The organism is Gemmiger sp., assembly GCF_057431175.1.
In genome coordinates, this window is the sequence record NZ_DBMDDV010000016.1 from 23,172 (window position 1) to 47,164 (window position 23,993).

Sequence of the window (23,993 nt, forward strand, 5' to 3'; positions counted from 1 at the left end):
CAAACAAAAAGTACCGTGCGGTACAAACCACACGGTACTTGAAAAGCTATTGGTAAGCTAAATTACTTCAGCTCGACCTTAGCGCCGACCTCAGCCAGCTTCTTCTGGATGTCCTCAGCGTCAGCCTTGGAAGCCTGCTCCTTCAGCTTGGCGTTCGGGGTCTCGACCAGCTTCTTGGCCTCCATCAGGGAAGCGCCGGTCAGCTCCTTAACGGTCTTGATGACCTGCATCTTGTTAGCGCCAACGTCAGCCAGGATGACGTCAAACTCGGTCTTCTCCTCCTCAGCGGGAGCAGCAGCGCCGGCGGCAGCGGGAGCGGCAGCAGCAACAGCAGAAACGCCGAACTCCTCGCAGATGGTGTCAACGAGCTCTTTCAGCTCCAGAACAGTCATAGTCTTGACAGACTCGACAATGGCAGTGATCTTCTCAGAAGCCATGGTAGTTACCTCCATAAATTTTATAGTTTTAAGCGGCGCGGTTTTTATTCAAAGAGCGCTGCGCCGGTGCGCTCAACCTGCTTGACCTGAAATCAGGCAGCAGTCTCGTCCTGCTTGTCGACGATACCCTGCAGGGCAACAGCCAGACCACCAACGATACCGTTGAGGGAGCCAGCCAGCATAGAGAGCAGGCCTTCGCGGTTGGGCATGGTAGACAGGCTCTTGACACCTGCAGCATCCATAACCTGACCATCGCAGAAGCCGCCCTTGACGACGAAGCGCTTGGACTTGTCGGCGTCAGCAAACTTGCACAGGATGCGAGCAGCAGCAGCCGGATCCTCCGGAGACAGAGCGATAGCCGTGTCACCCTTGAAGTACTCGGTCAGACCCTCGTACTGGGTGCCCTTGACAGCCAGGCGCAGCATGGTGTTCTTGACGACCATGTAGTGCACGCCAGCCTCACGCAGCTCCTTACGCAGCTTGGTGTCGTCAGCGACGCTGATGCCGTTGTAAGCAACGACAACACCGGCCAGAGAACCAGCGATCTTCTCGTTCAGGTCGGCAACCAGAGCCTTCTTAACTTCCAGAATCTTTGCACTGGGCATTTGAAATTCACCTCATTCCACTTACAGATTGGTTTCGGTAAGCGGCTTTTTATGTGATTAAACAGTAAAAAGCCCCTTCCCGTCGCCGGGAAAGGGCTTGAAAGCATTGCAATCAAACGCACGTTTCTCGGCAGGTGGGTAAAACCCGTTATGCCTTGCGGCACCTGCTGTCTCAAAAACAGCTTAATTATTATAGCACGCGAACGTGCGTTTGTCAATAGAAAAAGCGGAATTTCTCTACTTAATTCATTGCCCATGTTCATGGGCGGGTAACAGAGGAACGCCGCTTTGCGTCGTTTAATTGAGCGCGCATATGCGCAACGCGCTCAATTAAACACCATACTTGTTGGTAGCAACGCGGACGCCGGGGCCCATGGTGGTGGCGATGGTAGCGCTCTTGAAGTACTGGCCCTTGGCAGCGGCGGGCTTAGCCTTGGCGATGGCATCCAGGACGGTGTCCAGGTTGGTCATCAGCTTCTCGGCACCGAAAGAGGCCTTGCCGATGGGCACATGAATGATGTTCTGCTTGTCCAGGCGGTACTCGATCTTACCGGCCTTAGCGTCGGTAACAGCCTTGCCGACGTCGGGGGTAACAGTGCCAGCCTTCGGGTTGGGCATCAGACCACGGGGGCCCAGGACCTTACCGAGACGGCCAACGCGGCCCATCATGTCGGGGGTGGTGACCAGGACGTCGAAGTCCAGGTAACCGCCGGCGATCTTAGCAATCAGATCGTCGTCACCGACCTCCTGAGCGCCTGCAGCCTCAGCAGCCTTGGCAGCGTCGCCCTTGGCGATGGCGATAACGCGGACGTTCTTGCCGGTGCCGTTGGGCAGGACAACAGCGCCGCGGACCTGCTGGTCAGCATGGCGGCTGTCAACGCCCAGGCGGACGTGCAGCTCAACGGTCTCGTCGAACTTAGCGGTAGCGGTCTTGCAGCAGAGCTCCAGGGCTTCGCTGGGATCGTAAGTCTTGTTGTTCTCGATCAGCTTAGCAGCGTCGATATACTTCTTGCCGTGTTTCATTGCGTATTACCCTCCTATTCAGCCCTCAACGGTAACGCCCATGCTGCGGGCGGTGCCCTTGATCATGCTGACAGCAGCTTCCAGAGAAGCGGCGTTCAGGTCGGGCATCTTGGTCTTGGCGATTTCCTCGGCCTGTGCCAGCGTGATGGAGCCAACCTTGTTCTTGTTGGGCACGCCGGAAGCAGTGTCGATGCCGGCAGCCTTCTTGATCAGAACGGGCGCCGGAGGAGTCTTGGTGATGAAGGAGAAGGAGCGGTCAGCGTAAACCGTGATGACGACGGGGATGATCATGCCCATCTGGTTCTTGGTACGCTCGTTGAACTCCTTGGTGAACGCCATGATGTTGACGCCCTTCTGACCCAGAGCAGGACCAACAGGGGGAGCCGGAGTTGCCTTGCCGGCGGGGATTTGCAGCTTGATGTAGCCAGTGATTTTCTGTGCCATAATACTTGCACCTCCAAATTTTGTGGTGAGTTGCGGCCTGCGGTGCAGACCTCCCACGGGCGCACGACCTCCGCACGCCCTATAAAAACCGTACCCAGGAAAAATTTCCTTTCGCGGTCTTTACCGGAAACTAGGGTGTTCTGAAAATCAGAACAGCTTGACCTGATGCAGCTCGAGTTCTGCGGGCAGCTCGCGGCCAAACATGGTGATCTTTACGCGCACCTTGCGCGCAGGAATATCAATCTCCTCCACAGTGCCGACGGAACCCTCCATCGGGCCTGCAGTGATCTCGACAGTATCACCGACCTTGTACTCGACCTCAATGTCGGTCGTGGTTTCGACGCCCATCTTGGCAACTTCCGCCTCGGTCAGGGGCTCGGGCTTGGACTCCGGGCCGACAAAGCCGGTGCAGCCGCGCGTGTTGCGCACGATGTACCAGGTGTTGTCGTTCATGACCATTTTGACGAAAACGTAACCGGGATAGAGCTTCGACTGAACCTCTTTCTCGCCGGTCTTGTTGCCGCGTTTGTCAAAAACTTCTTCAATGCGGGTCTCGGTGGGAACCTTGACGTCGCAGATCAGATCCTGCAGATGACGGTTTTCCACCATCGTCATCAGATCCGTAGCGACCTTGTTCTCGTACCCGGAATAGGTATGTGCTACATACCAGTTTGCTTGCTCAGCCATGGTCTTTGCCTCCGCTCAACGCGCTCAGGCGCCGATCAACAGGTGAATGGCGCCGCCAAAGATGAGATCCAGCGCGATCAGCACGACCGCCGCGATCAGCACGACCACGATAACGGTGATCGTATTGTTCTTGACATCATGCTTGCTGGGCCACACGACCTTTTTCAGCTCGCTCTTCGTATCTTTGAAATACTTGCCGATTCCTTTGAAAAAGTTCTTGACCTTACCGAAGAAAGAAACTTTCTTCACGCCGTCGTTCTTTTTGGGCTTGTCGCTTTGAGTCTGGGCTGCAGCGGTGGCTGCTTTTTTGTCTGCCATCTCTAAGCTCCTATCCTCACTTGGTTTCGCGGTGAAGGGTATGCTTCTTGCAGAAACGGCAATACTTCTTCATCTCAAGACGGTCAGGAGAGTTCTTCTTGTTCTTCTCCTTGTTGTAGTTGCGCTGCTTGCACTCGGTGCAAGCCAGGGTGATCTTGACAGTCATTGTTCGGCACCTCCATTATCGGTTAATAAGCCTCCCTCGCGCTTGCAGGCGCCCTAGAAAAAAGGGCATAAAAAATAAACCCGCAAAAGAGGTGCTATCATGATAACACACAAGCGGGTTTACGTCAAGCGGTTTTGCAAATTTTTTTGTAATTTTTTGACGCCGTGGCGAGGAACGCAACGTAGGGGCGGGCAATGCCCGCCCGCAGGTCGTTGGGGAGCCGACCCCTACGATAACAAATCACGCACCGCTGCCATTCCCTCATCCGTCAAACATACCCCGCCTTTGGCTTTAGCAGTTTCGGCGGTTACGTAATCCACGGCCAGCGCGGGGCGGGTGCTGAGGTAGGTCAGCGTATCCTCCAACGCGCTGAGATCGGCGGCCAGCAGATCGGTCAAAAGGCGGGCGCTCTGGCTGCGCAGTCCGGTGGGGAACGCTGCCAGCAGCGCCGGGTCCTGCCGCGCAAAGGCGGCCCAGACGGCGGCGCGGGCGTCGGCGCTCACCCCTGCCCCGGCCAGTGCGCCCTGCAAGGCGGCAATCAGCTCCCCTGCCTGGGCGGCGGTGCAGGCGGCCACCGGGTCGTCGCCATAACCCAGGCGCTCCCGGGCGGCGGGGGTAAGCAGTGCCGCCGTGTCAAACCGCACGGCAGCATTCTTGCCCGCACAGGCGGCCCAGGTGGCGGGCGTGGCCGCGATATAGTGCAGCTCCGGCGCGGCCGTCTCGCCAGTCGCCACGGTGCCGCACAACAGCTGCGCGGCACGCCCGGCTCCGGCGCTCAACGCGCACTCGGACAGCGTCGTTGTGCCCGCAGGCGCGTTGACGAGCAATGACCCGGGCAGCGCACAGAGGGTCACTGTCTGCTTGGGGCCGTCTGTCCGGGCCAGCACAAAGGCCGGTTCCTCCTGCTGGACGATGAGCAGCAGCCGGTAAACGCCCTGCGCACCCGGTTCAATGCGCAGCGTGCTGTCCGCTGCCGATGCCTGGCGCAAAAGCTGCTGCTTCTGGTATTGGTCGGCGAAAAATGCCACGGTCAGCACCATGGGCAGCAACAACAGCAGCGTCAGCCCCAGGCTGTACCAGAAAATCCCGCGATGTGAACGCATAACCTACACACCCCTTGCAAAGACTATGCCCAGAGTGTAGGCCGGCCGGGCCGCACTTATACACTATTATAAAGGAGTGTTTGCGAATGTTTGATGAATTTGGCCCCCACGGCGCAGAGGAAGAGCGCGAGGAGCTGTGGACGGATTTGAGCGAAGTGCCTGACGAACAGTACAACGAGGATGACCCCGCGGAGACAACGCAGGAGGTCATCGTACCGCCCGCCCAAGAGCCGTATGGCCCGGGCGTTGTGCCGCCGGAGGAGATTTAAAAATAGCTTCTCCCGCGGGAGAAGCTGTCCGCGAAGCGGACTGATGAGGGGCGAGTCTGCCCGGCCTCCCCTTTTACAGTTCGGCAACGGCAAACTCGCCCCTCATCCGGCTGTGCTTCGCGCGGCCACCTTCCCCCCCACAGGGGGAAGGCTTTACATTTTTTGATACACCAAAAAGCGGAACCCGATCTCGGTGGTCAGGCTCCCGCACGCCGCTAACCGTGCGGCCCCATTGGCGGGCGTGTTCCAATAATACGGCGTCATGGCAAACAGATCCTGCACGGCCTGGCCTTCCAGCGTCAGCACGGCCTCGGATTCGACAGCCTTAACGAACGTAAAACCGTCATATTCTGTCTGGCGCACCTCGTTTTCGTAGGGGCGCTCGTACAAAACCTCTTTCAGGCCGAACAGGTGCCGCGCGGTGGGCACGGCGTAAACCAGATGCCCACCCGGACGCAGCATCCGGGCAAATTCAGCTTCGGCCATGGGCGAGAAGATGTTGAGCAGCAGGTCGGCCCAGCCGTCCCGCACCGGGGCGCAAAAGCTGCCGCCGACACAGAACGCCGCACCGGGCAGGAGCTTGGACGCCAGCCGCACGGTCTCCTTGGACAAATCAAAGCCGACAATCTGCGGCGCACCCAGCGTCTCATATAAATACTTGTCATAGCTGCCCTCGCCGCAGCCCGCGTCCACAATATGGTCATGCGGCAGCGCGGCACAGACATCGGCCAGCGTCGCCATCAGCGGGGCGTAGTGCCCGGCCGACAAAAACGCGCGGCGGGCGCGAACCATGGCCTTGCCGTCGCCGGGGTCGGCAGTGTGCTTTTTCTGCATCGGCAGTAAGTAGGCGTAGCCCTCTTTGGCAAGGTCAAAGCTGTGGGCCTTGGGGCAGCGCAGGCTGCGGCCGGTCAGCAGCAGCGGCCCGCCGCATACCGGGCAGCGCAGTGCTGCCGCAGTCTCGGGGGTCATTCGGTGGCCTCGGCAGCTGGGGCGGGCTTCTCTGCCTCCGGCGCGTCCGCAGCTGCCAGCGGCAGCGGTACGGTCATACCGCCGTGGGCCGCGAGGTAATCCTCAAAATTCGCGAACTTCTGCTTCGGCGGGCGGCGGGAAATCAGATCCAGACCCGGCTCGTTGGGCACAGCGGAGTGCTGGGCGCGGCTGCGCTGCGGGCGCGGTGCCTTGGGCTGGTCACGCAGCGGGGCGCTGGGGATGGCCGATGCCGAGCGGTTGTTGCCGCGCCGGGGCGGCTGGGGTGCAGCGGGCTTGGCCTGCGGCGCAGGCTGGCGCGGGGCCGGGGCGACCTGTTTGGGCGGCTGCTGTGGCTGGGCGGCAGTGTTGGGGCGGCCCTGCCCACGGCGCGGGCGGCCGCTGCGGGGGGCACCGCCCTCACGCGGGGGCTTGGGTGCAGCGGCCGCGGTGTTCTGGGGCGCAGCCTTGCGGGGTTCGCGGGGCTGCATGGGGGCCTTGCCCTCCCGCGCGGGCTGCGGGGCCTGGGGAGCGCTGCCGTTACCGGCGGGCCGACGGCGGCGGCGACGGTGCGGCGCACCGTTCGGGGTTTGTGCGGGCTTTTCCATAATTCTCCTTATAAGCCGATGACGCGGCATTCATTATAATAACGTTTTTCCTCGGCGTGGCCCATGCTGAAGGTCTTGCGGGGCAGCACGCCGCCCAGCACAACGCCCTTAAAGAGGTCTGCCTTGGCAAAATCCGGCAGCAGAATGGCCGTTGCGGGCTTGGCCGGGTTGGCAGCCAGCGCAATGGCGGCACTCTCGCCGTGGATGTAATCGACGGTCACGCCGGGGTGCTTGGGCAGATAGTCGGCCAGGAACGCCTCCACGCTGCCCACCGTCAGCGGTGCGGGCGGGTTCGCCAGCGCCACGGCGCACTCGCCGTAGGCATCGGCCAGGCGCAGCCGCTGGTCAGACATCGTTGCGCTGTTCCCCTGCTGCTGGTCCCAGGCGTCCAGCGCGACGTACAGCTCCTTGGCGGCAACGCCGAACACAACGCGGTGGATGGGTTCGATTTCAATGGCGGGGCTGTGGACGTTGCAGACCTCGGCTAGGCACCAGCGGGCCGGGTGGGTCTTGCGCTGTTCCTCGCTCAAGGTAGGCTTCAGTTCCTCCCAGTAGGCTTTGGCGGTGGCCAGGCTGTGGTTGCCGTCGCCGACGGCCAGCACCATGGGCTGCTGCCCCTTGGCGGCGGGCCAGCGGTTGGCGAACGCGGCAGGGTCAGCCAGTTTGGCAAGGGCCGCGTCGATCTGCGCGATGAGCGCCGGATCCTCGACGGCCCAGCCGCGCAGACGGCCGCCGCCCAGCATCAGCTCGCCGTCGTAGAGCGGCGGAAGCTGGTCTTTCACAAGGCCGATGGGCTCGATCAGCGTGCGGTCGGCGTCGTCGGCCAGCATCATGACGTGGGGCGTTTCCAGCGTCGCACCGCGGCGCACTTTCAGCCGCGGCGGGATGCGCTCCACGACGGTGCTCTCGCTGGGGCGGATGGCGGGCTGGCTGCCCTTGGCGTAGTCGTAGGCGTCGAGGTCCACCGCGCCCACAAGGCCCTGGCGGGCCGTGCCGTCCATCTGGGTGCGCTCCACATAGACGTAGCCATGTACTTTCCGCGTCAGCACGGTGCGGCGGTATTCGTCCATTGTGCGGCGGATGCTTTGCAGGCGGGCGTCCTCCTGCGGGGTGCCCAAGTAAGCCTCCGGCAGGACGATGTGCAGCGTGCTGGGCCGGCCCTCGGCGCGGGCCTCGGCGCGCTGCCAGTACTCCGGCTGGGAGGTGAACTGGTCCACGGCAATGCAGGCCCACGGGTCCAGCGGAACGCTGGCGGCGGGCAGCAGGATATCAGCGGCGGTAAAACAGGCTTCGGACATGATAACGACCCCCTGACAAATGTAGATCGCCCGCCCTTACCGGGCAGCGGGCGGGCAATGCCCGCCCCTGCAAGGAACGGACATTACAAAACGACGGTATGGCCCACCAGGGCGTAGATGGCCAGGCTCAGCACGCCAATGTAGATCATGGAACTGGGCAGGCCCTGGAAAATCGAGGAAATCGCTTTGCTGCGCAGACGGCGGCGGCCTTCGCGCACGACAAAGACGGCGAACACGTAGCCGATGCCGCTGCCCAGCGCAAACGCGATGCTCTGTAAAATCGTGTAGTTCTGGTTGGAGCAGATGAGCAGCGTGCCCAGGATGGCAGTGCTGCAGGTCGCCAGGCTCAGCTGGCTGCGGCAGCCGGTGCGCAGTTTGCGGGGCAGCACGCCCAGCAGCAGCCAGGTCGCGGCCATGGCAGCGACGCCGCAGGTCAGGTAGACGACGGGGCGCAGCGCCGAGATCGGCAGCCAATCGGGAAGATAATCGCGCAGCCATGGAAAAAGACGGTTGTGCGCGGCCCAGCCCAGCGGTGCGGACAGCACCATGACAAAGAGCAGCGGCAGGCCGAAATCCCACACCTGGGCGCGGTGGTCGGGTACGAGCTTTATCAGGCGGGTGACGCCCAGCGCACGCGCCAGCACGACGTTCTCTGCAAAGACGGCCAGCACCATATAGCTGATAAACTGCACGATACCGTTAAAAATCTGCTGTGTCTCAATGCTTGCGGTCAGCATACAGGCGGCGCACCTCCTCGTGTTTATAGTCTGTGTACAGGTTGGCGGCGGCGCACCAGACGGCGGCCAGGATACCTACGATGACAAACCCGCCTGCGGGCAGTGCGGCCAGCGGCAGCAGGGCGTTGTGCAGGATGACATTGCCGAACACCGCGCCGGTAGCCAGCAGCTCACGCAGGCAGCCGACGATGAGCAGCACGATGCACATACCCAGCGCATTGTTGAAGCCGTGGCGGAACGCATCCTTAACGGGTTCCAGGTCGGCAAACTCCATGCGCTTGACGATGGCAGGCTCCACGACCATGATGGGCAGGTAGATACCCAGCAGCGACAGATCGGTGCCGAACAGCCAGTAGAGCAAAATGTACGTGGGAATGTAGAGAAGCGCGGCGGAATAGCAGTACACCACCGGGCGGAAACGGTTTTTCGTCAGGTGGCAGACGGCCACGGCCAGCACGCGGGTGAACGTGACGAGAATCAGTGCGGCGATGCAGAGCATCAGCGCACGCTGGCCGTCCAACGCGGCACCGATGACCGGGGCCATACCGAGGCCGCGTACCAAAACCGGGTTGGAAAGCCAGATGTGGTCGGCGCGGATGCGCTCGTTCAAAGCGGCTTCGGCCTCGGCGTAGGTGCGGGGCATCCCGACCGGGCCGCGGCGCTTCGGGGCGGCCTCGGGCGCAGGCACAGCGGGCTTGGGCTGCGTTTGCGGCACAAGCTGGGGGGCCTGAGCGCTTTCCGGGATGAACTGCTGTGTGGTCTGCACGGTCTGCACGGGCTGCACGGGCTGTGGCGCGGGGGCCGCCTTCTGGGCGGCGGCACACAATTCGGACTGCGGGACCTGCACGGTGCGGGTCGCGTCGGCAGCGGGTTTGCTGGTGCGGATGGTGCGGGTCGCGTCGGGCTGCGGCTTGTCTGCAAGGGATTTCGCCGCGCGCGGCGGTGGGTTTGTGCCGTACTCCCGGTCGCGGTAGGTGCGGAAATGGCTTTCCTCCTCCTGTGCGAGCTTCTGCCGCTCGGCTTCGCGCTCGGCCTGGCGGCGCTGGACTTCCTCCAGCATGGCGCGACGCTCGGCGGACGTGTAGCGCGGGCGGCTCGTCGGGATGATGACTGTGTCGCTGTGGGCGGCCGTGTTGCGGGCGGGCGCAGCGGCGGCCTGCGGCTGTACGATGGGCTTTTTCTGGGCGGCAGATTCAGCCTCAGTGGGCGTCTTGCCGGCCTGCATGGCGGCGATGGCCTGCTCGATCTCGGCACGGCTGGCACCGCGCTCGGCCATGCGGCGGGCCGTCTCGACCATTTCCTTGGTGATGTGCGGGATGATCAGCGTCTCGTTGCGCTCCTCACCCCGGCGGCGATTATTCGGGTTTTGCTGCATTGGCAAGGCGCCGTTCCTCCTCTCTCATAAAGCGGATGCGCTCGGTGCGGTGGCTGATCAGGTCAAGCCACTCGGGGATAGCGCCCACGATCAGCAGGGCGCAGCAGACAGCGCACTCATAGGGGCTGAACGCGCGGAACACGTAGGTCATGATGCCCAGCGCCGCGCCGTAGATGATGCGGCTCATCCGGCGGTCAGGCATCGTGACCGGCTCACAGATCAGGAACAGCCCGCCGAACAGCGCCGTGCCGGACAGAATAACATACTTTTCCAGGTAGATGCGCTGGCGGATGAACTCCCACGGCAGGCTGAAGGCTGGCAGCTCGTTGAGCTGCGGGAACAGCCACGGCAGGCCGATGACAAAAATAAAGAACGGCAGCACGACGGAAAGTTTGATGCGTCCGCGCACGAGCAGGAACAGCCCGCAGGCCATGACCACCAGCGCGGCGCTGGTGCCGACGGCGGCGGAGACGTTGCCGGTCAGCAGGTTCATCGTGCTGGCGCTGGGCAGGCCGCCGGTCCGCAGGGTGGCGTTCATGCCCGCGACGACGGTGGTGTTCACCTCGCCAAAGAGCGGCAGCTGCGTACCCGGGACCGGGTAGAAAAAGACATTTTTCGGCCACGAGACACCGGCCACGACCATGCCGACGGCGGCGGGGTGGAACGGGTAGTGCCCCTCACCGCCGAAGGCCTCCTTGACCAGCACGGCAACAATGACGGCGGCGATGACGATGGGATAAGAGATGCTGGCGGGCATCATCAGCACGATCAGCGCGGCAAAGCACTCGCTGGACGGCTCATGGGACTGGTAGCCGGTGCCGTGCAGTGGGGCCAGGGCACAGTCGCACAGGTAGGCGGTCAGAAGGGCCGCCAGCAGCAGCAGCAGAGGGCGCGGGCCGTAGTAATACCACGACATACCGATGAGCGGTACCGTGCACCACAGCAGGTCGCTGTAATAGCTGTAATTCTTGCTGCGTTCAATTTTTTTACGGTTGGGCATGGGGTAAAAGCTCCTTTACTTGCTGTGCAGTACGCGCGCTACAGCGGCGGGGTCGGCGGCGTTGAAAAGCGAGCTGCCGGCCACGAGCCAGTCGGCCCCGGCTTCACTGCACAGGGGACCGGTCTCAACGTTGACGCCGCCGTCCACCTCAATCAAAGTGGAAAGACCGCGGCGGTTACATTCGGTGCGGATAGCGGCAATACGCTCCGGTGTGGCAGGGATGAATTTCTGCCCGCCGAAGCCAGGTTCCACGCTCATGACCAGCACGAGATCCACGGCGTCGAGATAGGGGTAAACGGCCTCGACCGGGGTGCCGGGGCGGATGCTGATGCCCACCTGGCAGCCGGTGGCGCGGATGGCGTCAATGGTCTCTCCAACCGCGTCGGGTACAGCCTCGAGGTGGAAAGTGATGAGATTTGCACCTGCCTTGGCGAAGTCCGGGGCGTAGCGTGCGGGCTCGCTGATCATCAGGTGGACGTCGTAATAAACTTCAGGCAAAGCGGCGTGCAGACATTTCAGCACCGGCGCGCCGTAGCTGATGTTGGGTACAAAATGGCCGTCCATCACGTCAAAGTGCATCAGGTCCGCGCCTGCGTCCAACAGGCGGGTGCAGTCGTTTTGCAGGTTGGCCAGGTCCGCCGACAGGATCGATGCGGCAACTTTTGTCATACTCTATATACTCCCTTTGTGTAGTCCCTCTTATATAGCAGTATGTGCAGTGTGCACATATAAAAATATTATAGCCCAATCCGTCCCAAAAAGCAAGCCGCCCGCAGGGGGTGCGGGCGGCAGGGATGATTTGGAATTATGATTTGTTTTTATTCTCCCACTGGTGCACGGTTTGCAGCTGGAACTCAAAATCCCGCGCGTCTTTGGCGAGCTGGCTGGACAGGATAATGCCCGAGATAAACAACAGCAGCGCCGCCACCAGCACAAAGCAGCAGACGATCAAAGTCGGGAAGCGCGGCACAAGCCCGGTCTGGAAATATTCGCCCAGCACCGGCACCATAAAGCCGATGCCGAACACCGCCAGAATGGCCGCCAAAATGCCGAAGAACAGGAACGGACGGTAATTTTTGAACAGCCGTGCGATGGTGCCCAGCACTTTAAAGCCGTCAGAGTAGGTGTTCAGCTTGCTCTCCGACCCTTCCGGGCGGTCGCGGTAGTCGATGACGACATTCTCCACCTGCATATTGCGCTGCAGGGCGTGGATGGTCATTTCCGTTTCGATCTCAAACCCGCGGGACAGCACCGGATAGGTCTTGACGAACTGGTAGCTGAATGCGCGGTAGCCGGTCATGATGTCCTTGATCTTGCCTCCGAACAGATGGTTCGTGCAGAAGCGGACCAGGTCGTTGCCAAAGTTGTGGAACGGCCGCTTATTCTGGGTGTAGTAAGTGCTGGAAAGCCGGTCGCCGACGACCATGTCGGCCTGGCGCTTGGTCACGGCGGCGACCATCTCGGGCGCGGCCTCGGCCGGATAGGTGTCGTCGCCGTCAACGAGAATATACGCTTCCGCGTCGATTTCTCGGAACATACGGCGCATGACATTCCCCTTGCCCTGCTGGTACTCGTGGCGAACAACGGCCCCGGCCCTGGCAGCCAGCTCGGCGGTGCCATCGGTGGAGTTGTTGTCATAGACATAGACGGTGGCATCGGGCAGTACGCGGCGGAAATCCGTCACGACCTTCTCGACGGTCTTGGACTCATTGTAGCAAGGGATCAGTACGGCGATTTTATCCATAATACTCCTCCGGGAAATTTACATCCAGAATTGAACAAGGCGGCTGACAGTGTAATAGAGTGAAGGGTTCAGCCCCTGCAGCCACGGCTCCATGGCGAACAGCGTGCAGAAGCGGTAAACGGCGGTGTATGCCACGGCGGCAGCCATGACCACGCGCAGCGCAGGCAGTGCGGCAGCGGCGGTGGCATCCCCCACGGCGGCGCGGCGGCTGAGTGCGCCCTCGGCACAGAACCAGCACAGCGCCGCCCCGACGAGCAGCACCGGGCTGTAATCCATCAGATAGCGGTAGAGCACCCCGGCCATTTCGCAGTCCACAACGGTCATAACGACCATGGCGGCGATGCCGCCGTAGACAATGCCCGCCACGGCGCGGCGGCGGTGCAGACAGCGGCGGAACGCGGGCAGCAGCGGCAGCGCCAGCACCCACAGGTAGGGCGTGGCGGCCAGCATACCGCCGGTGAATTTCTCGCTGATGGTGCGGATGACGGCGTTCGTCTGGACGTCCGTCTCCCGCAGGAAGGGAAACACGCCCTGCCAGCTGGGCAGCTCAAACAGGCTGGTAAACACGGCAGGCCCGATGCGCACGGCATTGAAGCCGCGCTGGGTCATATCGTTGCCGGTCAGGTTGTAGTTGGCACCGAAGTCAAGCGGCGAACCGAACCGCGCGGCGTTGTACCACATCAGCCCGGCGGCGACCACGACCACCGGCAGGATAAAAGCGGCGGCCTCCCCTGCCCCGGCGCGGCTGCACAGCCGCTTTTGCCCAATGTACCGCTGCCAGAAGATGGGCACAGCCAAAAAGGCGAACAGCTCCATCTGAGGGCGGCACCCGGCCACCAGCGCTGCAAACAGACTGCCAAAGGCAAGCTTGGCTAAAATCGCCCCGCGCTTTTCCACCGGGGTGCTGGCGGCGGAAAGCCAGAGCCACAGCCCCAGCATCAGCAGCGCCGCACCGCAGAGGATGGCGTACTCATAAATGTAGGGACGCACCAGCAGGTAATACAGCTGGCTGCCCAGCACCACAGCGGCCACGGCCAGCAGGTACGCGGCGGCGGAGGTCTGCGGGAACCACCGGCGCACGGCCTGCCCCACCACGCCGAAGCAGGCGGCGAGGAGCAGCAGCCCTAGAACGACCATGCAGGGCGCATAGGCCAGATTCTGGATGCCGGTCAGCGCCTCAAAGGGCAGCTGGAACAACAGGCACGGCACAATGCCGAAATAGACGTAGTAGCGCCCATTATAGAAGGCGTGATCCCAGTGGATATCGTTGATCTGCGCCGCATCCCGTGCCCCGGCGTCGTAGGGGTTCTCCAACGCCAGCAGCTCGGCGGGCGGGTCGGCCTCCAGATCCAGGCGGCCATTCAGCAGGCTGTGGGCCAGTGCGCCGTACTGCTGGTAGACGAAGCTGACGGTGCTCTTACCGTCCCAGAATGCGGTGTTGTAATCTTTTGTAGCAAGGCCGGTGTTGCCCGGCTCCCAGAAAGGCACGACCACCACAAAGGCGGCCAGAACCAGGCCCAGCACGGCGGCTGCGGCGCGGTCGCATACATTGCCCGCCAGCCAGCGGCGGTGCCATAACCCGCTGGCCGGGCGCAGGCCATAGACAGTCAGCAACGCCAGAAATACCGCGATAAAACGCAGAACCGAGAAATTCAGCGCCCGCGGGGCGTTCGCCGTGATGCCGCTGAACGTCAGCGCCACCGGAAACTGCGCGTAGGTGGAGCTGTACCCGGCGGCGGTCAGCGTCATCATGTTGACATTGCCGGTCAGATCCAGGCTGATGGTGTGGGTGCGCGGGGCCTGCAGGCCGACCTGCCAGCTGCCAAAGCGGGTCAGCTGGGTGTTGGCCGCGTCAGTGCCCTCGATGGTGAAGGTGACGGCGCTGTCTGCGTGGAGCAGGTCGGTATCGTCATTGACGATGCCGTCAAACCGCAGGTTGTAGATGGGGCGGTCGATGTTCAGAAACCGCAGATAGGTCCGGCCCTCGTCCAGCGAAATCGTGCCCAGCCCGCGCCCGACGTTGATGTTCTCGTCGAGGTAGTCAACGAGCTGGAACGGCTCATAGCTGTGGGTGTTGAAGTAGGCAACGTTGCCGACGAATACTTCCAACCCCAGCGCCGTGACGAGCAGCAGCGGAACAACGGCTTTCAGCCCCTTGCGGCCAAAGCTGCGCAGCCCGGCGGTGACGAAACCGGTCCAGCCGTTCAGCGCTGTGACGGCCACGAGACGGAACGCATTGAAGCCGATGGTCAGCCCGGGGCGGTGGTAGGCAAAGACCGCGAACAGCCAGGTGGCCAACCATAGGCCGACGGCCCAGACGATGTCCTGCTTTATGACGCTGCGTCGCTGAAGCTTTCCGGGCAAAAGCCCGAACAGCGCAGAGACCAGCGCCGTGAGGAAGATCGTTATCAGGAAAAACATGGGGCGCAGTCGGCTCCTTTCAGTGTGAATAAGGCTTCCCCCTTGGGGGAAGGATTTTATCACTGTTTCGCGTACTTTTCAATCTCATGCAGCCAGAAATCAGCGGTTTTGTCCCAGCTGTATTTCTGCAGGACCGCATCGGGCGCGGCTACGGGCTGGGCGGCCAGCGCGTCCAGGTCTACATCATAGTCATAGGGGTCGAAATACCGCGCTGTATCGCCGTACAGTTCCGGCAGGCAGGTGGCGTTGGCAAGTGCAATGGGCGCGCCCAAGGCCAGCGCTTCCAGCGGCGGGATGCCGAACCCTTCAAACACGGCCGGGTGCAAAAATAGCTTGCAGTGCTGCATCAGCGCGGCGTTCTCGGCGTCCGAGACATAGCCCGGGTAGAATACGTTGTGTGTGTCCTTGGCTTCGTTATCATCGCCGAAGGCCCGAAGGTCCTTGCCGCCTGCCACCACAAACGTCTTGTCAGGGTTGCGGCGGGCGACCTCGCGGATCCATTTGAAATTCTTGTGCTTGGCAAGGCTGCCGAGAGCGTAGTAGTACTCCCCTTTCTGGACGCCGGGCATCTTTTCAAAAATGCTCTCGTCGGGGGTCACACCCTTCATATGCTCCCAGCCGTTGTAGGTGATGCCGATTTTATCCAGCGGGATGCCGAGCTTTTCACTGATGAGGTGGCGCTGGTTGTCGCTGACTGTGAACACCCGCTGGGCAAACCACTTCGTGGACAGACAGTGTACCCAGAACTTGAAGCGGAAAAAGCCCTTGTCGGTGTCCATGACCAGCGGGCGGATATCGTGCAGCACGGTGACGCTGCGCTTGGTCAGCAGCATATCGCTGGCCAGGCCTACATAAAACGCATGGGTGCGGCGCAGGTAGGCGGGCAGCACAGCCAAATTGTAAAAATATTTGACCGCTTTCAGCGGCACCAGCTGGATGTTTTTCAGCTCCGGCAGGTGAATGGGGCGGCCGTCGTCGCGGTAGGCAATCCGCACATCCAGGCCGGTGCCCTCAATGAGTTTATCCAGCCGGACGACGGTTTCATAGACATAGCGCGGGATGCCGGTGATATTATCACACAGTACCGTGCCGTTGATGACGATGGGATTCAATCCAGTTCCTCCTTCTCCCAGTGGGAGCAGTCGAGCAATTCCTGCTGCCAGTCGGCCATGCGGCGCTCGCAGTATTCTTTCAGCTCACGCTCAAAGCGTTCCTCGCTGAAACTGCGGCTGTGCTCGCGAATTTCTTCTTTAGAATAGGCAACGCCGTCGCGCTCAAACCGCTCGATGCAGTCGGCCAGGCTTTCGACGGTCTGCTCTTTGAACCAGTAGCCGGTCTTGCCGGGCACAACACTCTCGCACGCGCCGCCGCGGCCATAGGCCAGCACCGGCGTACCCGCGCTCTGGGCTTCCACCGGCGTGATGCCGAAGTCCTCTTCACCCGGGAAAAGGAACGCCTTGGCCCGCAGGTAGTAGCTGCGCACTTCCTCGTCGGAAAGGCCGCCGCCCAGAAATTCCACGGTCGGCCCGGCCATGGCCTTGAGCTTATCCAGTTCTCCCCCGCCGCCGATGACGACGAGGCGCTTGCCCAGCTTCGTGCAGGCCTGCACGGCCAGATCAACGCGCTTGTACCAGGTCAGGCGGCCCACGGTGAGGTAGAAATCCTCTTTTTCGACAAAAGGTGCTTCGTTGATGTGGCAGCCGGGGTAGATCACGTCACTGTCACGCCGGTAATATTTTTTGATGCGCTGCGAGATATAATGCGAGTTGGCAATAAAATAATCCACGCGGTCGGCGGCGCACTTGTCCCAGACGCGCATCTTGTGCATCTGCCCCGGCATGACGAGGCGGGCAAGCCAGTTGGCATTGGCGCGGTAGGTGTAGTAAAAATCCCACACATAGCGGATGGGCGTATGGCAGTAGCAGATATGCACGGCATCCGGCCGGGTGATAACACCCTTGGAACAGGACGAGCAGGACGACAGCACAAGGTCGTACTCAGTCAGATCGAACGCCTCAAACGCGGTGGGCATCAATGGCAGCATGGCCTTGTAGAGCTTGTTGGAAAACGGCACCTTCTGGAACCAGCTGGTGCGGATATCGTAGCTCTTGAACCATTCGGGCATATTGTTGGGGTCGTACACAAGGGTGTAGATGACAGCATTGGGGAAAACGTGCTTCATAGCGTCCACAACGCGGTCGCCGCCGGCATAGCCGACGAGCCAGTCGTGGACGATGGCAACTTTCGGTTCCTTTTTGCTCATGACGGACACTCCTGTTCGGTAACGCGGGGCGCGTTACTGCAATTTTTCGTCGTTGACCATCTTGCCGCCGAACACCGTGCGGAAGATGATCTTGATATCCAGCGCCACGGTCCAGTTTTCGATGTACCAGATATCGTAGCGGATGCGCTCGGCAATGTCGGTGTCGCCGCGCAGACCGTGGACCTGTGCCCAGCCCGTGCAGCCGGGGCGTACCTGCTGGCGCACGAGATAGCGCGGGATTTCCTCTTTGAAGTGCTCGACGTGGAAGGGCACCTCTGGCCGCGGGCCGACGAGGGACATATCCCCCTTCAGCACATTGAAGAATTGGGGCAGCTCGTCGAGGCTGAACTTGCGGATAAAGCTGCCGAAGTGGGTCTTGCGGGGGTCGTAGTCGGTGGACCAGCCTGTCTCCTGCTGCACATTGACCCGCATGGAGCGGAACTTGTACATCATGAAGGGCTTTTTGTTCAGACCAATACGCTCCTGTTTAAAGATGATCGGCCCGGGGCTGGACAGCTTGACGCCGATGGCCGTGACCAGCATGATGGGGCTGGTCAGGATAATCAGGATCAGGCTGCCGAGGATATCCAGCCCGCGCTTGACGGCGGCGTTGAGCAGGTTGTCAAAGGGCGTCTGCCGCACGTTGATGAGTTTGCACTCGTCCAGCACATCGATGGTCGGCCGCGCGGGGAGGTAGTCGCTGTAAAACGGCACCATCGTAATGCGCACGCCGTTTTTGTCGCAGGCGGCAAAAACGTGGGGCAATAATTCGATTTCGTCGGCTTCCAGCGCCACGACGACCTCATCCACGGCGATTTCGTCCAGCTTGGCGGCCAGGTTGTCATACCCGCCCAGGAACTTTACGCCCAGGCCGGGCTCTTCCACTTTGGCAAGATAGCCGTCCACGACGAAGCCGTAGTAGGGGTTATGCTCCAGCGCACGCAGATAGAGTGCGGCGGATTTGCCGCCGCCCACCAGCAGAATGTGGCGCAGGCCCAGCCCCTTGCGGCGGCGGGCACGGTCGACCCAGCGCAGGACCATCCGCTCAAACACGACGGCGGCGGTGGAGAGAATGTAGAACAGCGCCAGCACAATGCGGGAGTAGTCGTCCAAGTGCAGTAAATACAGCGCACCAATGAAAATCAAGAGGCCCGCTGCGTTGATAATGGCAATTTTGGTGCAGCGCTCGGCCAGGCCGTGCAGCCGCGCATTGTTGTAAATGCCCGCCACCCAGTAGATGAGCACCAGCACCAGCGACGTGGCCAGCCCGGCAATGATGTTGCGGGGATCCTGCGCCACGGCCAAGGCCGGGCCGGCACCGCCGGGCTCAAAATAGCGGACATAATTAAAACGAATATAGTTGGCAAGCAGAAAGCCCACAAACAGCAGCGCTGCATCCAGCAGCACAAACAGCAGGCTTTTAAAGCGTTGGTTTTTTTCCAGCAAGGGTAGCCTCCGTGAAACAAGTAGAAGTAAACAATCTATTCTACCATATTTCTACTGTTATTGCAAATCAGCGGTACAATTCCTGCAGCTGATCCAAGGTCTTTTTCATCTCGGCGCGGACCTCCGGCGGACCGGAGACGACGACGCCGGTGCCAAAACCGGCCACCCAGCCGAAAAACTGCGGGCTGACCTGAATCTCGGCGGTCATTGTGAAATGCTCGCCGTCGGGGCAGGGCGTTAAGATCGGCCCGGTGCCGAACCGATCGATCATCGCCCCGGCAAAGCGGTTCTCGCACAGGAGCGTCACCCTCTTCAGGGGGCCGTTGAACATGCCGAACATCTGCTGCATATAGGCATTCACGTCAAAATTTGCGTATTCCTCGGAACCTTCGCGGGTGGTGTCGGGCAGCTGGTGGACGTTCTGCATCTTGTCCACGCGATAGTGCTTGAGCCGCCCCTCGGTGTAGGCGATGAGGTAATAGTTGCCGTTCTCCCAAACCAGCACCCAGGGGCTGACACGGTAGAGCTGGCCGTCGTGGCGCGGGGTCATCCGCTTTTGCAGGTTCCAGTCGCAGTATTTGAACTGTACCTGCTGCCCTGCCGTGATAGCAGTGTGCAGTGCATCGACGGTGTAAAGGATTTTCTCGTCGGTGCTCTTGATGCGGCCGCTGACCAGAACCTTGCGGTCCAGCTCCGCCTGCCGGTATTTCGAGGTGAACTGCCCCAGCTTGTCAATGAGGATTTTGGATTTGCGCGCCGTGATAAATTTGCTGGCGTAGACAGCGTCCACCAGAAGTTTCAACTCGGCCAGCTCAAAGGGAGTCTCGGTCATATAGTAGCCGCCGCCGCGGCCGCGCTGCTGCACGATTTCGTACTTGGAATCGGGCAGGTTGTTCAGCGTGTTCAGGTCATCGTAGACGCTCTTGCGCTCGGCCACGACGCCATGCTCCTGCAATTCTTCCACCAGCTGCGGCACGCTGAGGGGATGTTTTTCGTCCGTCTCGCGGGCGAGAATCTCCAAAAGGACAAGCAGCTTGCGTTTTTGGCCTTCTTTGCGCGGCATAACAACGGCTCCTTTCCGGCAATATGCAGATATAGTCCTATTATACACCCTATAAAGGGAGAGGGCAAGAGGGACGCCGCCCCTTACAACTCCATCTCCGCCAAAATCTCCCCCAAATCCGCGAAAATATCCGTGGGCAGCATGGCGGTCATGCTGCGGCGGCGGGCACAGCGGTCGGCGGCAGTGCCGTGCAGCCAGACAGCGCAGGCGGCCATTTGGGCGGGGGTGCGGTTCTGCTTCAGCCCGGCGGCCAGCAGCCCGGCGGTCAGCCCGGCCAGAATATCCCCGCTGCCGCCCCGGGCCAGTCCGGCGTTGCCGGCGGCGTTATGCAAAAGCTCCCCGCCCGGCGCGGCAATCAACGTGCCGCTGCCCTTTAGAACGGCGACGCAGTGATAGGTTTCTGCCAGCCGCAAAACGGCCTGCTCCCGGTCGGCTTGTACATCGGCCACGGTGCAGCCCAACAGTCGCGCGGCCTCGCCGGGGTGGGGCGTCAGGATGGTATTTCCCGGCAAGGGGTCCCGCAGCCTGCCCGCCGCAAGCGCGTTCAGTGCGTCGGCGTCTAGCACCGCACCCGCCCACGGCGGATTCTTGCCCAGCAGGGCGCGGCAGACTTCCCCTGCCCCCTCCCCCAAGCCCGGCCCGGCCAGCAGAACGGCGTGTTTTTCGGCAAACCAGCTGCGCAGTGCGGCGGCGTCCTGGGGGTGGATGCCCCCACCCGCCGCCGTGCGGCAGCCGCAGGCACAGCATTCCGGCGTGCGGGCCAGCACCATCTGCACGACCGGCTCCACACTGGCCAGGTACACCAGCCCCGCGCCGCCGCGCAATGCGCCCTCGGCACACAGGGCCGCTGCGCCGCGGTAGGCAAGGCTCCCCGCTGCGGCCAGTACACTGCCGTAGCTGCCCTTGTTGCTGTCCGCCTGCCGCCGGGGCAGCCAGCTTTGCACCAGTTCCCGCGTGATTTCCTGCTGCATCTTGCATCCCTCCGAGAATGTATTATAATAAGTATATTATAAAGCATTTGCGGCGAAAACGAAAGGGGCAGTTTGCATGATCCGCGCATTGGAAGAAATTTTGGCAGAGACAAAAAACATGGTCTTTTTCGGTGGGGCGGGCGTCTCGACCGAGAGCGGCATCCCGGATTTCCGCTCGGTGGACGGGCTGTACCATCAAAAGTTCAAATACCCGCCGGAGACGATGCTCTCTCACAGCTTTTACGAACGACACACCGATGAATTTTACGACTTCTACCGCCAGAAGCTCATCGTACACGGCGCAAAGCCCAACGCGGCCCACCTGCGGTTGGCGGCGCTGGAGCGCGAGGGAAAGTGCAAGGCCGTTGTGACCCAGAACATTGACGGCCTGCACCAGGCGGCGGGCAGTAAGGTCGTGTATGAGCTGCACGGCTCTACCTTGCGCAACTACTGCACGCGCTGCGGCAAATTTTTCCCGGTCAGCTTTATTGAGGATGCGGCCGGCGTCGGCGACGGAGTACCCCGCTGCGACGAGTGCGGCGGCATCGTGAAGCCCGACGTTGTGCTCTACGAGGAAGGCCTGGACGAGCAGACGATGGAAAACGCCGTGAACGCCATTCGCAAGGCCGACACCCTTATTGTCGGCGGCACAAGTCTGGCGGTCTACCCGGCGGCGGGGCTGCTGCGGTATTTCCGGGGTGACAACCTTGTCGTCATCAACAAACAGCCCACCTCGGCGGACGCCATGGCCAATCTGCTTATCCACGAGCCAATCGGCCGCACGCTGGACCCCAATGACAATGTGGAGGCGTAATTTTTACACAAAAATCTATGGTTTTTTCAAAAAAGGCATTGCAAAACGCCGGGGATTTTTGTTATGATAGATTCGTAGCGTTTTTATAGGGAACAGTACATAGAGGGGGACGGTTTTATGGCAAACGCACTGACGGATTTTACCAAAAAACGTGAATTTTTGGTCTGTATGGACTCCGACGGCTGCGTGATGGACACAGTGCGCATCAAGCATTCGACCGTCATGTGCCCCGAGCTCATCCGCGTGTTTGCGCTGGATGATTACGCGGAGTTTATCACGGCAGCCTGGGACGAGATCAACCTGCACACCATCACCCGGGGCATCTCCCGGTTTGAGAGCGTGCGGCTGGTGTTTGACCGGCTGAAAAACCGCGGCATCGAGATTCCCGGCAGCGAGGATATTGCCGCCTGGGTCGATACCGCCAACGAGCTTTCTACGGCCAGCCTGCAGCGGGAGCTGCAAAAGACAGGCAGCCTGGCCCTGCGCAAATTGCAGGAGTGGAACAATGCCTGCAACCGCCGCATCCAGGCCTTGGAGCCGACGTTTGAGCCGTTCCCCGGTGTAGAAGAAAGCCTGCGCCAGCTGCACGCGGTCGCCGATGTGGCCGTTGTCAGCGCCGCGAACGAGAGCGCCATTGCCAGTGAGTGGAAGCGTTACGGCCTGGCCCGTCACGCGGATGTCATCTTCGGCCAGGAAGTGGGCAGCAAGGCAAACTCCATCGCCACAATGCTGGCCTGCGGGTATGAGAGCCGCAAGGTCATGATGGTGGGTGACGCTATGGGCGACGCCCAGGCCGCCGCCGCCAACGGCGTGGCCTTTGTGCCGATTCTGCCGGGCCGCGAGGCCGACAGCTGGCGGCGCTTGCAGGAGGAAGCCCTGCCGAAGCTGCTGCACGGCACCTTCAGCCCGGAATATCAGGCTGAACTGCTGGCCGCGTTGCGCAGCGCCCTGCACGGGTAAGCTAAAATACACCAAAATTCGCGCCGTCACTCTTGTGACGGCGCTTTATTTATGGTATACTAACTATAATTATCTGCATAAATAAACAGCGCGTGTCATGCTGATGTACCGTAGGGGCGGGGCGCTGCGGAAATGCAAAATTCATCTGGGAAAAGGAGCCTCATGTATGGACTTATTACAGCAGGCCCGGGCAGAAATTGATATGGTCGATGCGGAGATGGCCGCCCTGTTTGAGCGGCGGATGTGCGCGGTGGCCGATGTGGCACGCTATAAGGCCGAGACCGGCAAGCCGGTCTTTGACGCCGCGCGGGAGGCTGCTGTGCTGGACAAAAACACGGCCCGCATCGCCGATGAGACGCTGCGCCCCTACTACCGCGCATTTTTAAACGATGCCATGGCGGTTTCCCGTGCGTATCAGCGGGCACAGCTGGGCCGGGACACCGCCGCCTATCAGGGTGTGCCCGGTGCGTGGAGCCATATCACGCTGCGGCGGCTCTTCCCCTTTGCGCGGGAATCCGCCTTTGCCACCTGGGGCGAGGTCTTTGACGCTGTGCAGAAGGGCGACGCGCAATTCGGCGTTCTGCCGTTTGAAAATTCCAGCGCGGGCGATGTTTCCACCGTGCTGGACCTGCTGTACACCCACCCCGAAATCATCGTTTCCAGAATGTGCGATATGCACATCCGGCAAGACCTGGTAGCTGTGCCCGGCGCGACGATAGAGACGATCAAGACCGTTGTCAGCCACCCGCAGGCCCTGGCCCAAAGCAGCGTTTTTGTGCAGCAGCACGGCTTTAAAACGGCCACCTGGGGCAACACGGCCGATGCCGCCCGCCATGTGGCTGAGCTGGGCGACCCCACCGTTGCGGCCATTGCCAGCGCCGAGACGGCGGAACTGTACGGGCTGCAAATTCTCTCCCCCGGCATCAACGCCGAAGGCGACAACACGACGCGGTTCATCGTCATTGAACGCGCCGACACCGCCCCCACCATGACCGGCGAGGGCCAGCGGCTGGCGCTGCTGTTCACAGCACGCCACAAGCCCGGCCAGCTGGCCGCCGCGCTGGATCAGATCGGCGCACGTGGCTTTAACATGGAGTGCATCAAGAGCCGCCCCCTGCCCCATGTTCCGTTTGAATATTATTTCTATGTGCAGCTGGTTTGCCCGGCGGGCAGTACCGGCGCAGAGTGCCAGGCCCTGCTGGACACCCTGACCCCTGTTTGCAGTACCCTGCGGCTGTTGGGTGCGTTCACCCTGGACGGTACGGAGAAATAAGC

General features: G+C 61.4%; 26 protein-coding genes and 1 other annotated feature. Of the genes, 4 read left to right on the plus strand and 22 right to left on the minus strand.

The window, feature by feature from the left end:
* Positions 1 to 62: 62 nt before the first annotated feature.
* The 8 genes from rplL to ACZO0A_RS07330 form a co-directional block, all read right to left on the minus strand.
* On the minus strand, positions 63 to 437 hold the full coding sequence (gene rplL, locus ACZO0A_RS07295) for a 50S ribosomal protein L7/L12 (protein WP_078783069.1): 375 nt from the start codon (positions 435 to 437) through the stop codon (positions 63 to 65).
* Between the two features lie 92 nt (positions 438 to 529).
* Complete coding sequence (gene rplJ / locus ACZO0A_RS07300) at positions 530 to 1,042, minus strand: 50S ribosomal protein L10 (RefSeq protein ID WP_215692446.1); 513 nt, start codon at positions 1,040 to 1,042, stop codon at positions 530 to 532.
* 56 nt (positions 1,043 to 1,098) lie between these two features.
* Positions 1,099 to 1,237, minus strand: a sequence feature (ribosomal protein L10 leader region).
* 135 nt (positions 1,238 to 1,372) lie between these two features.
* The gene (gene rplA / locus ACZO0A_RS07305) at positions 1,373 to 2,065 is read right to left on the minus strand and encodes a 50S ribosomal protein L1 (RefSeq protein ID WP_215692445.1); all 693 of its coding nucleotides are present in this window, start codon (positions 2,063 to 2,065) and stop codon (positions 1,373 to 1,375) included.
* Positions 2,066 to 2,083: 18 nt separating this feature from the next.
* Complete coding sequence (gene rplK / locus ACZO0A_RS07310; protein ID WP_007046678.1) at positions 2,084 to 2,509, minus strand: 50S ribosomal protein L11; 426 nt, start codon at positions 2,507 to 2,509, stop codon at positions 2,084 to 2,086.
* Positions 2,510 to 2,656: 147 nt separating this feature from the next.
* Positions 2,657 to 3,196 carry a transcription termination/antitermination protein NusG gene (gene nusG / locus ACZO0A_RS07315; RefSeq protein WP_215692444.1) on the minus strand — a complete coding sequence of 180 codons (540 nt, stop codon included), beginning with the start codon at positions 3,194 to 3,196 and terminating at the stop codon, positions 2,657 to 2,659.
* A 24-nt stretch (positions 3,197 to 3,220) separates the two neighbouring features.
* Positions 3,221 to 3,514, minus strand: a complete 294-nt coding sequence (gene secE / locus ACZO0A_RS07320) for a preprotein translocase subunit SecE (protein ID WP_215692443.1) — start codon at positions 3,512 to 3,514, stop codon at positions 3,221 to 3,223.
* A 16-nt stretch (positions 3,515 to 3,530) separates the two neighbouring features.
* Positions 3,531 to 3,680, minus strand: coding sequence for a 50S ribosomal protein L33 (gene rpmG / locus ACZO0A_RS07325; protein WP_007046681.1), 150 nt, complete (start codon positions 3,678 to 3,680; stop codon positions 3,531 to 3,533).
* Between the two features lie 227 nt (positions 3,681 to 3,907).
* Complete coding sequence (locus tag ACZO0A_RS07330; RefSeq protein ID WP_302492450.1) at positions 3,908 to 4,783, minus strand: hypothetical protein; 876 nt, start codon at positions 4,781 to 4,783, stop codon at positions 3,908 to 3,910.
* 86 nt (positions 4,784 to 4,869) lie between these two features.
* Here ACZO0A_RS07330 and ACZO0A_RS07335 point away from each other — a divergent pair, with 86 nt between their 5' ends.
* A complete protein-coding gene (locus tag ACZO0A_RS07335; RefSeq protein WP_215692441.1) occupies positions 4,870 to 5,052 on the plus strand; it encodes a hypothetical protein in 183 nt (60 codons plus the stop codon).
* A gap of 153 nt (positions 5,053 to 5,205) precedes the next feature.
* Here ACZO0A_RS07335 and ACZO0A_RS07340 read toward each other — a convergent pair whose 3' ends face one another.
* The 14 genes from ACZO0A_RS07340 to ACZO0A_RS07405 form a co-directional block, all read right to left on the minus strand.
* Entirely contained in the window at positions 5,206 to 6,021 is an 816-nt protein-coding gene (locus tag ACZO0A_RS07340; protein WP_302374996.1) for a putative RNA methyltransferase, read from the minus strand.
* The gene (locus ACZO0A_RS07345; protein WP_302374998.1) at positions 6,018 to 6,626 is read right to left on the minus strand and encodes a hypothetical protein; all 609 of its coding nucleotides are present in this window, start codon (positions 6,624 to 6,626) and stop codon (positions 6,018 to 6,020) included. Before ACZO0A_RS07345 ends, ACZO0A_RS07340 begins: the two co-directional genes overlap by 4 nt.
* Before the next feature lie 8 nt (positions 6,627 to 6,634).
* Complete coding sequence (locus tag ACZO0A_RS07350) at positions 6,635 to 7,924, minus strand: DUF1015 domain-containing protein (RefSeq protein WP_302375000.1); 1,290 nt, start codon at positions 7,922 to 7,924, stop codon at positions 6,635 to 6,637.
* Positions 7,925 to 8,007: 83 nt separating this feature from the next.
* Complete coding sequence (locus ACZO0A_RS07355) at positions 8,008 to 8,661, minus strand: Rnf-Nqr domain containing protein (protein WP_302149645.1); 654 nt, start codon at positions 8,659 to 8,661, stop codon at positions 8,008 to 8,010.
* Complete coding sequence (locus ACZO0A_RS07360; RefSeq protein ID WP_302375172.1) at positions 8,642 to 10,036, minus strand: Rnf-Nqr domain containing protein; 1,395 nt, start codon at positions 10,034 to 10,036, stop codon at positions 8,642 to 8,644. The genes ACZO0A_RS07355 and ACZO0A_RS07360 overlap by 20 nt, the downstream gene beginning before the upstream one ends.
* Positions 10,017 to 11,036 (minus strand): RnfABCDGE type electron transport complex subunit D, encoded by a 1,020-nt coding sequence (locus ACZO0A_RS07365; RefSeq protein ID WP_302375002.1) that lies wholly within the window; start codon positions 11,034 to 11,036, stop codon positions 10,017 to 10,019. Before ACZO0A_RS07365 ends, ACZO0A_RS07360 begins: the two co-directional genes overlap by 20 nt.
* A gap of 15 nt (positions 11,037 to 11,051) precedes the next feature.
* The gene (rpe, locus tag ACZO0A_RS07370; RefSeq protein WP_302149647.1) at positions 11,052 to 11,705 is read right to left on the minus strand and encodes a ribulose-phosphate 3-epimerase; all 654 of its coding nucleotides are present in this window, start codon (positions 11,703 to 11,705) and stop codon (positions 11,052 to 11,054) included.
* A 136-nt stretch (positions 11,706 to 11,841) separates the two neighbouring features.
* Positions 11,842 to 12,780: a glycosyltransferase family 2 protein gene (locus ACZO0A_RS07375; protein ID WP_302149649.1), complete on the minus strand. Its 939-nt coding sequence runs from the start codon at positions 12,778 to 12,780 to the stop codon at positions 11,842 to 11,844.
* An 18-nt stretch (positions 12,781 to 12,798) separates the two neighbouring features.
* Positions 12,799 to 15,201, minus strand: a complete 2,403-nt coding sequence (locus ACZO0A_RS07380) for a hypothetical protein (RefSeq protein WP_302375003.1) — start codon at positions 15,199 to 15,201, stop codon at positions 12,799 to 12,801.
* Positions 15,202 to 15,260: 59 nt separating this feature from the next.
* Positions 15,261 to 16,313 (minus strand): glycosyltransferase family 4 protein, encoded by a 1,053-nt coding sequence (locus ACZO0A_RS07385; protein ID WP_302375004.1) that lies wholly within the window; start codon positions 16,311 to 16,313, stop codon positions 15,261 to 15,263.
* Positions 16,310 to 17,464: a glycosyltransferase gene (locus ACZO0A_RS07390; protein ID WP_302375006.1), complete on the minus strand. Its 1,155-nt coding sequence runs from the start codon at positions 17,462 to 17,464 to the stop codon at positions 16,310 to 16,312. Before ACZO0A_RS07390 ends, ACZO0A_RS07385 begins: the two co-directional genes overlap by 4 nt.
* A gap of 33 nt (positions 17,465 to 17,497) precedes the next feature.
* Entirely contained in the window at positions 17,498 to 18,910 is a 1,413-nt protein-coding gene (locus ACZO0A_RS07395) for an undecaprenyl-phosphate glucose phosphotransferase (protein ID WP_302375007.1), read from the minus strand.
* Positions 18,911 to 18,977: 67 nt separating this feature from the next.
* On the minus strand, positions 18,978 to 19,973 hold the full coding sequence (locus tag ACZO0A_RS07400; protein ID WP_215692427.1) for a helix-turn-helix transcriptional regulator: 996 nt from the start codon (positions 19,971 to 19,973) through the stop codon (positions 18,978 to 18,980).
* 83 nt (positions 19,974 to 20,056) lie between these two features.
* A complete protein-coding gene (locus ACZO0A_RS07405; RefSeq protein WP_302375009.1) occupies positions 20,057 to 20,944 on the minus strand; it encodes an NAD(P)H-hydrate dehydratase in 888 nt (295 codons plus the stop codon).
* A 76-nt stretch (positions 20,945 to 21,020) separates the two neighbouring features.
* Between ACZO0A_RS07405 and ACZO0A_RS07410 the strand changes: the two genes are divergently transcribed.
* The 3 genes from ACZO0A_RS07410 to ACZO0A_RS07420 all read left to right on the plus strand — a co-directional run bounded on the left by ACZO0A_RS07410 (position 21,021) and on the right by ACZO0A_RS07420 (position 23,991).
* The gene (locus tag ACZO0A_RS07410) at positions 21,021 to 21,758 is read left to right on the plus strand and encodes an NAD-dependent protein deacylase (RefSeq protein ID WP_291209114.1); all 738 of its coding nucleotides are present in this window, start codon (positions 21,021 to 21,023) and stop codon (positions 21,756 to 21,758) included.
* Between the two features lie 117 nt (positions 21,759 to 21,875).
* Entirely contained in the window at positions 21,876 to 22,718 is an 843-nt protein-coding gene (locus ACZO0A_RS07415) for an HAD hydrolase-like protein (protein WP_215692424.1), read from the plus strand.
* 166 nt (positions 22,719 to 22,884) lie between these two features.
* Positions 22,885 to 23,991: a bifunctional chorismate mutase/prephenate dehydratase gene (locus ACZO0A_RS07420; protein WP_486846190.1), complete on the plus strand. Its 1,107-nt coding sequence runs from the start codon at positions 22,885 to 22,887 to the stop codon at positions 23,989 to 23,991.
* The last annotated feature ends 2 nt before the right edge of the window (positions 23,992 to 23,993 follow it).

Coding starts and splice junctions, on each gene's coding strand:
- rplL (WP_078783069.1), bottom strand. CDS start 437: ATGGCTTCTGAGAAGATCACTGCCATTGTCGAGTCTGTCAAGACTATG.
- rplJ (WP_215692446.1), bottom strand. CDS start 1,042: ATGCCCAGTGCAAAGATTCTGGAAGTTAAGAAGGCTCTGGTTGCCGAC.
- rplA (WP_215692445.1), bottom strand. CDS start 2,065: ATGAAACACGGCAAGAAGTATATCGACGCTGCTAAGCTGATCGAGAAC.
- rplK (WP_007046678.1), bottom strand. CDS start 2,509: ATGGCACAGAAAATCACTGGCTACATCAAGCTGCAAATCCCCGCCGGC.
- nusG (WP_215692444.1), bottom strand. CDS start 3,196: ATGGCTGAGCAAGCAAACTGGTATGTAGCACATACCTATTCCGGGTAC.
- secE (WP_215692443.1), bottom strand. CDS start 3,514: ATGGCAGACAAAAAAGCAGCCACCGCTGCAGCCCAGACTCAAAGCGAC.
- rpmG (WP_007046681.1), bottom strand. CDS start 3,680: ATGACTGTCAAGATCACCCTGGCTTGCACCGAGTGCAAGCAGCGCAAC.
- ACZO0A_RS07330 (WP_302492450.1), bottom strand. CDS start 4,783: ATGCGTTCACATCGCGGGATTTTCTGGTACAGCCTGGGGCTGACGCTG.
- ACZO0A_RS07335 (WP_215692441.1), top strand. CDS start 4,870: ATGTTTGATGAATTTGGCCCCCACGGCGCAGAGGAAGAGCGCGAGGAG.
- ACZO0A_RS07340 (WP_302374996.1), bottom strand. CDS start 6,021: ATGACCCCCGAGACTGCGGCAGCACTGCGCTGCCCGGTATGCGGCGGG.
- ACZO0A_RS07345 (WP_302374998.1), bottom strand. CDS start 6,626: ATGGAAAAGCCCGCACAAACCCCGAACGGTGCGCCGCACCGTCGCCGC.
- ACZO0A_RS07350 (WP_302375000.1), bottom strand. CDS start 7,924: ATGTCCGAAGCCTGTTTTACCGCCGCTGATATCCTGCTGCCCGCCGCC.
- ACZO0A_RS07355 (WP_302149645.1), bottom strand. CDS start 8,661: ATGCTGACCGCAAGCATTGAGACACAGCAGATTTTTAACGGTATCGTG.
- ACZO0A_RS07360 (WP_302375172.1), bottom strand. CDS start 10,036: ATGCAGCAAAACCCGAATAATCGCCGCCGGGGTGAGGAGCGCAACGAG.
- ACZO0A_RS07365 (WP_302375002.1), bottom strand. CDS start 11,036: ATGCCCAACCGTAAAAAAATTGAACGCAGCAAGAATTACAGCTATTAC.
- rpe (WP_302149647.1), bottom strand. CDS start 11,705: ATGACAAAAGTTGCCGCATCGATCCTGTCGGCGGACCTGGCCAACCTG.
- ACZO0A_RS07375 (WP_302149649.1), bottom strand. CDS start 12,780: ATGGATAAAATCGCCGTACTGATCCCTTGCTACAATGAGTCCAAGACC.
- ACZO0A_RS07380 (WP_302375003.1), bottom strand. CDS start 15,201: ATGTTTTTCCTGATAACGATCTTCCTCACGGCGCTGGTCTCTGCGCTG.
- ACZO0A_RS07390 (WP_302375006.1), bottom strand. CDS start 17,464: ATGAGCAAAAAGGAACCGAAAGTTGCCATCGTCCACGACTGGCTCGTC.
- ACZO0A_RS07400 (WP_215692427.1), bottom strand. CDS start 19,973: ATGCCGCGCAAAGAAGGCCAAAAACGCAAGCTGCTTGTCCTTTTGGAG.
- ACZO0A_RS07405 (WP_302375009.1), bottom strand. CDS start 20,944: ATGCAGCAGGAAATCACGCGGGAACTGGTGCAAAGCTGGCTGCCCCGG.
- ACZO0A_RS07410 (WP_291209114.1), top strand. CDS start 21,021: ATGATCCGCGCATTGGAAGAAATTTTGGCAGAGACAAAAAACATGGTC.
- ACZO0A_RS07415 (WP_215692424.1), top strand. CDS start 21,876: ATGGCAAACGCACTGACGGATTTTACCAAAAAACGTGAATTTTTGGTC.
- ACZO0A_RS07420 (WP_486846190.1), top strand. CDS start 22,885: ATGGACTTATTACAGCAGGCCCGGGCAGAAATTGATATGGTCGATGCG.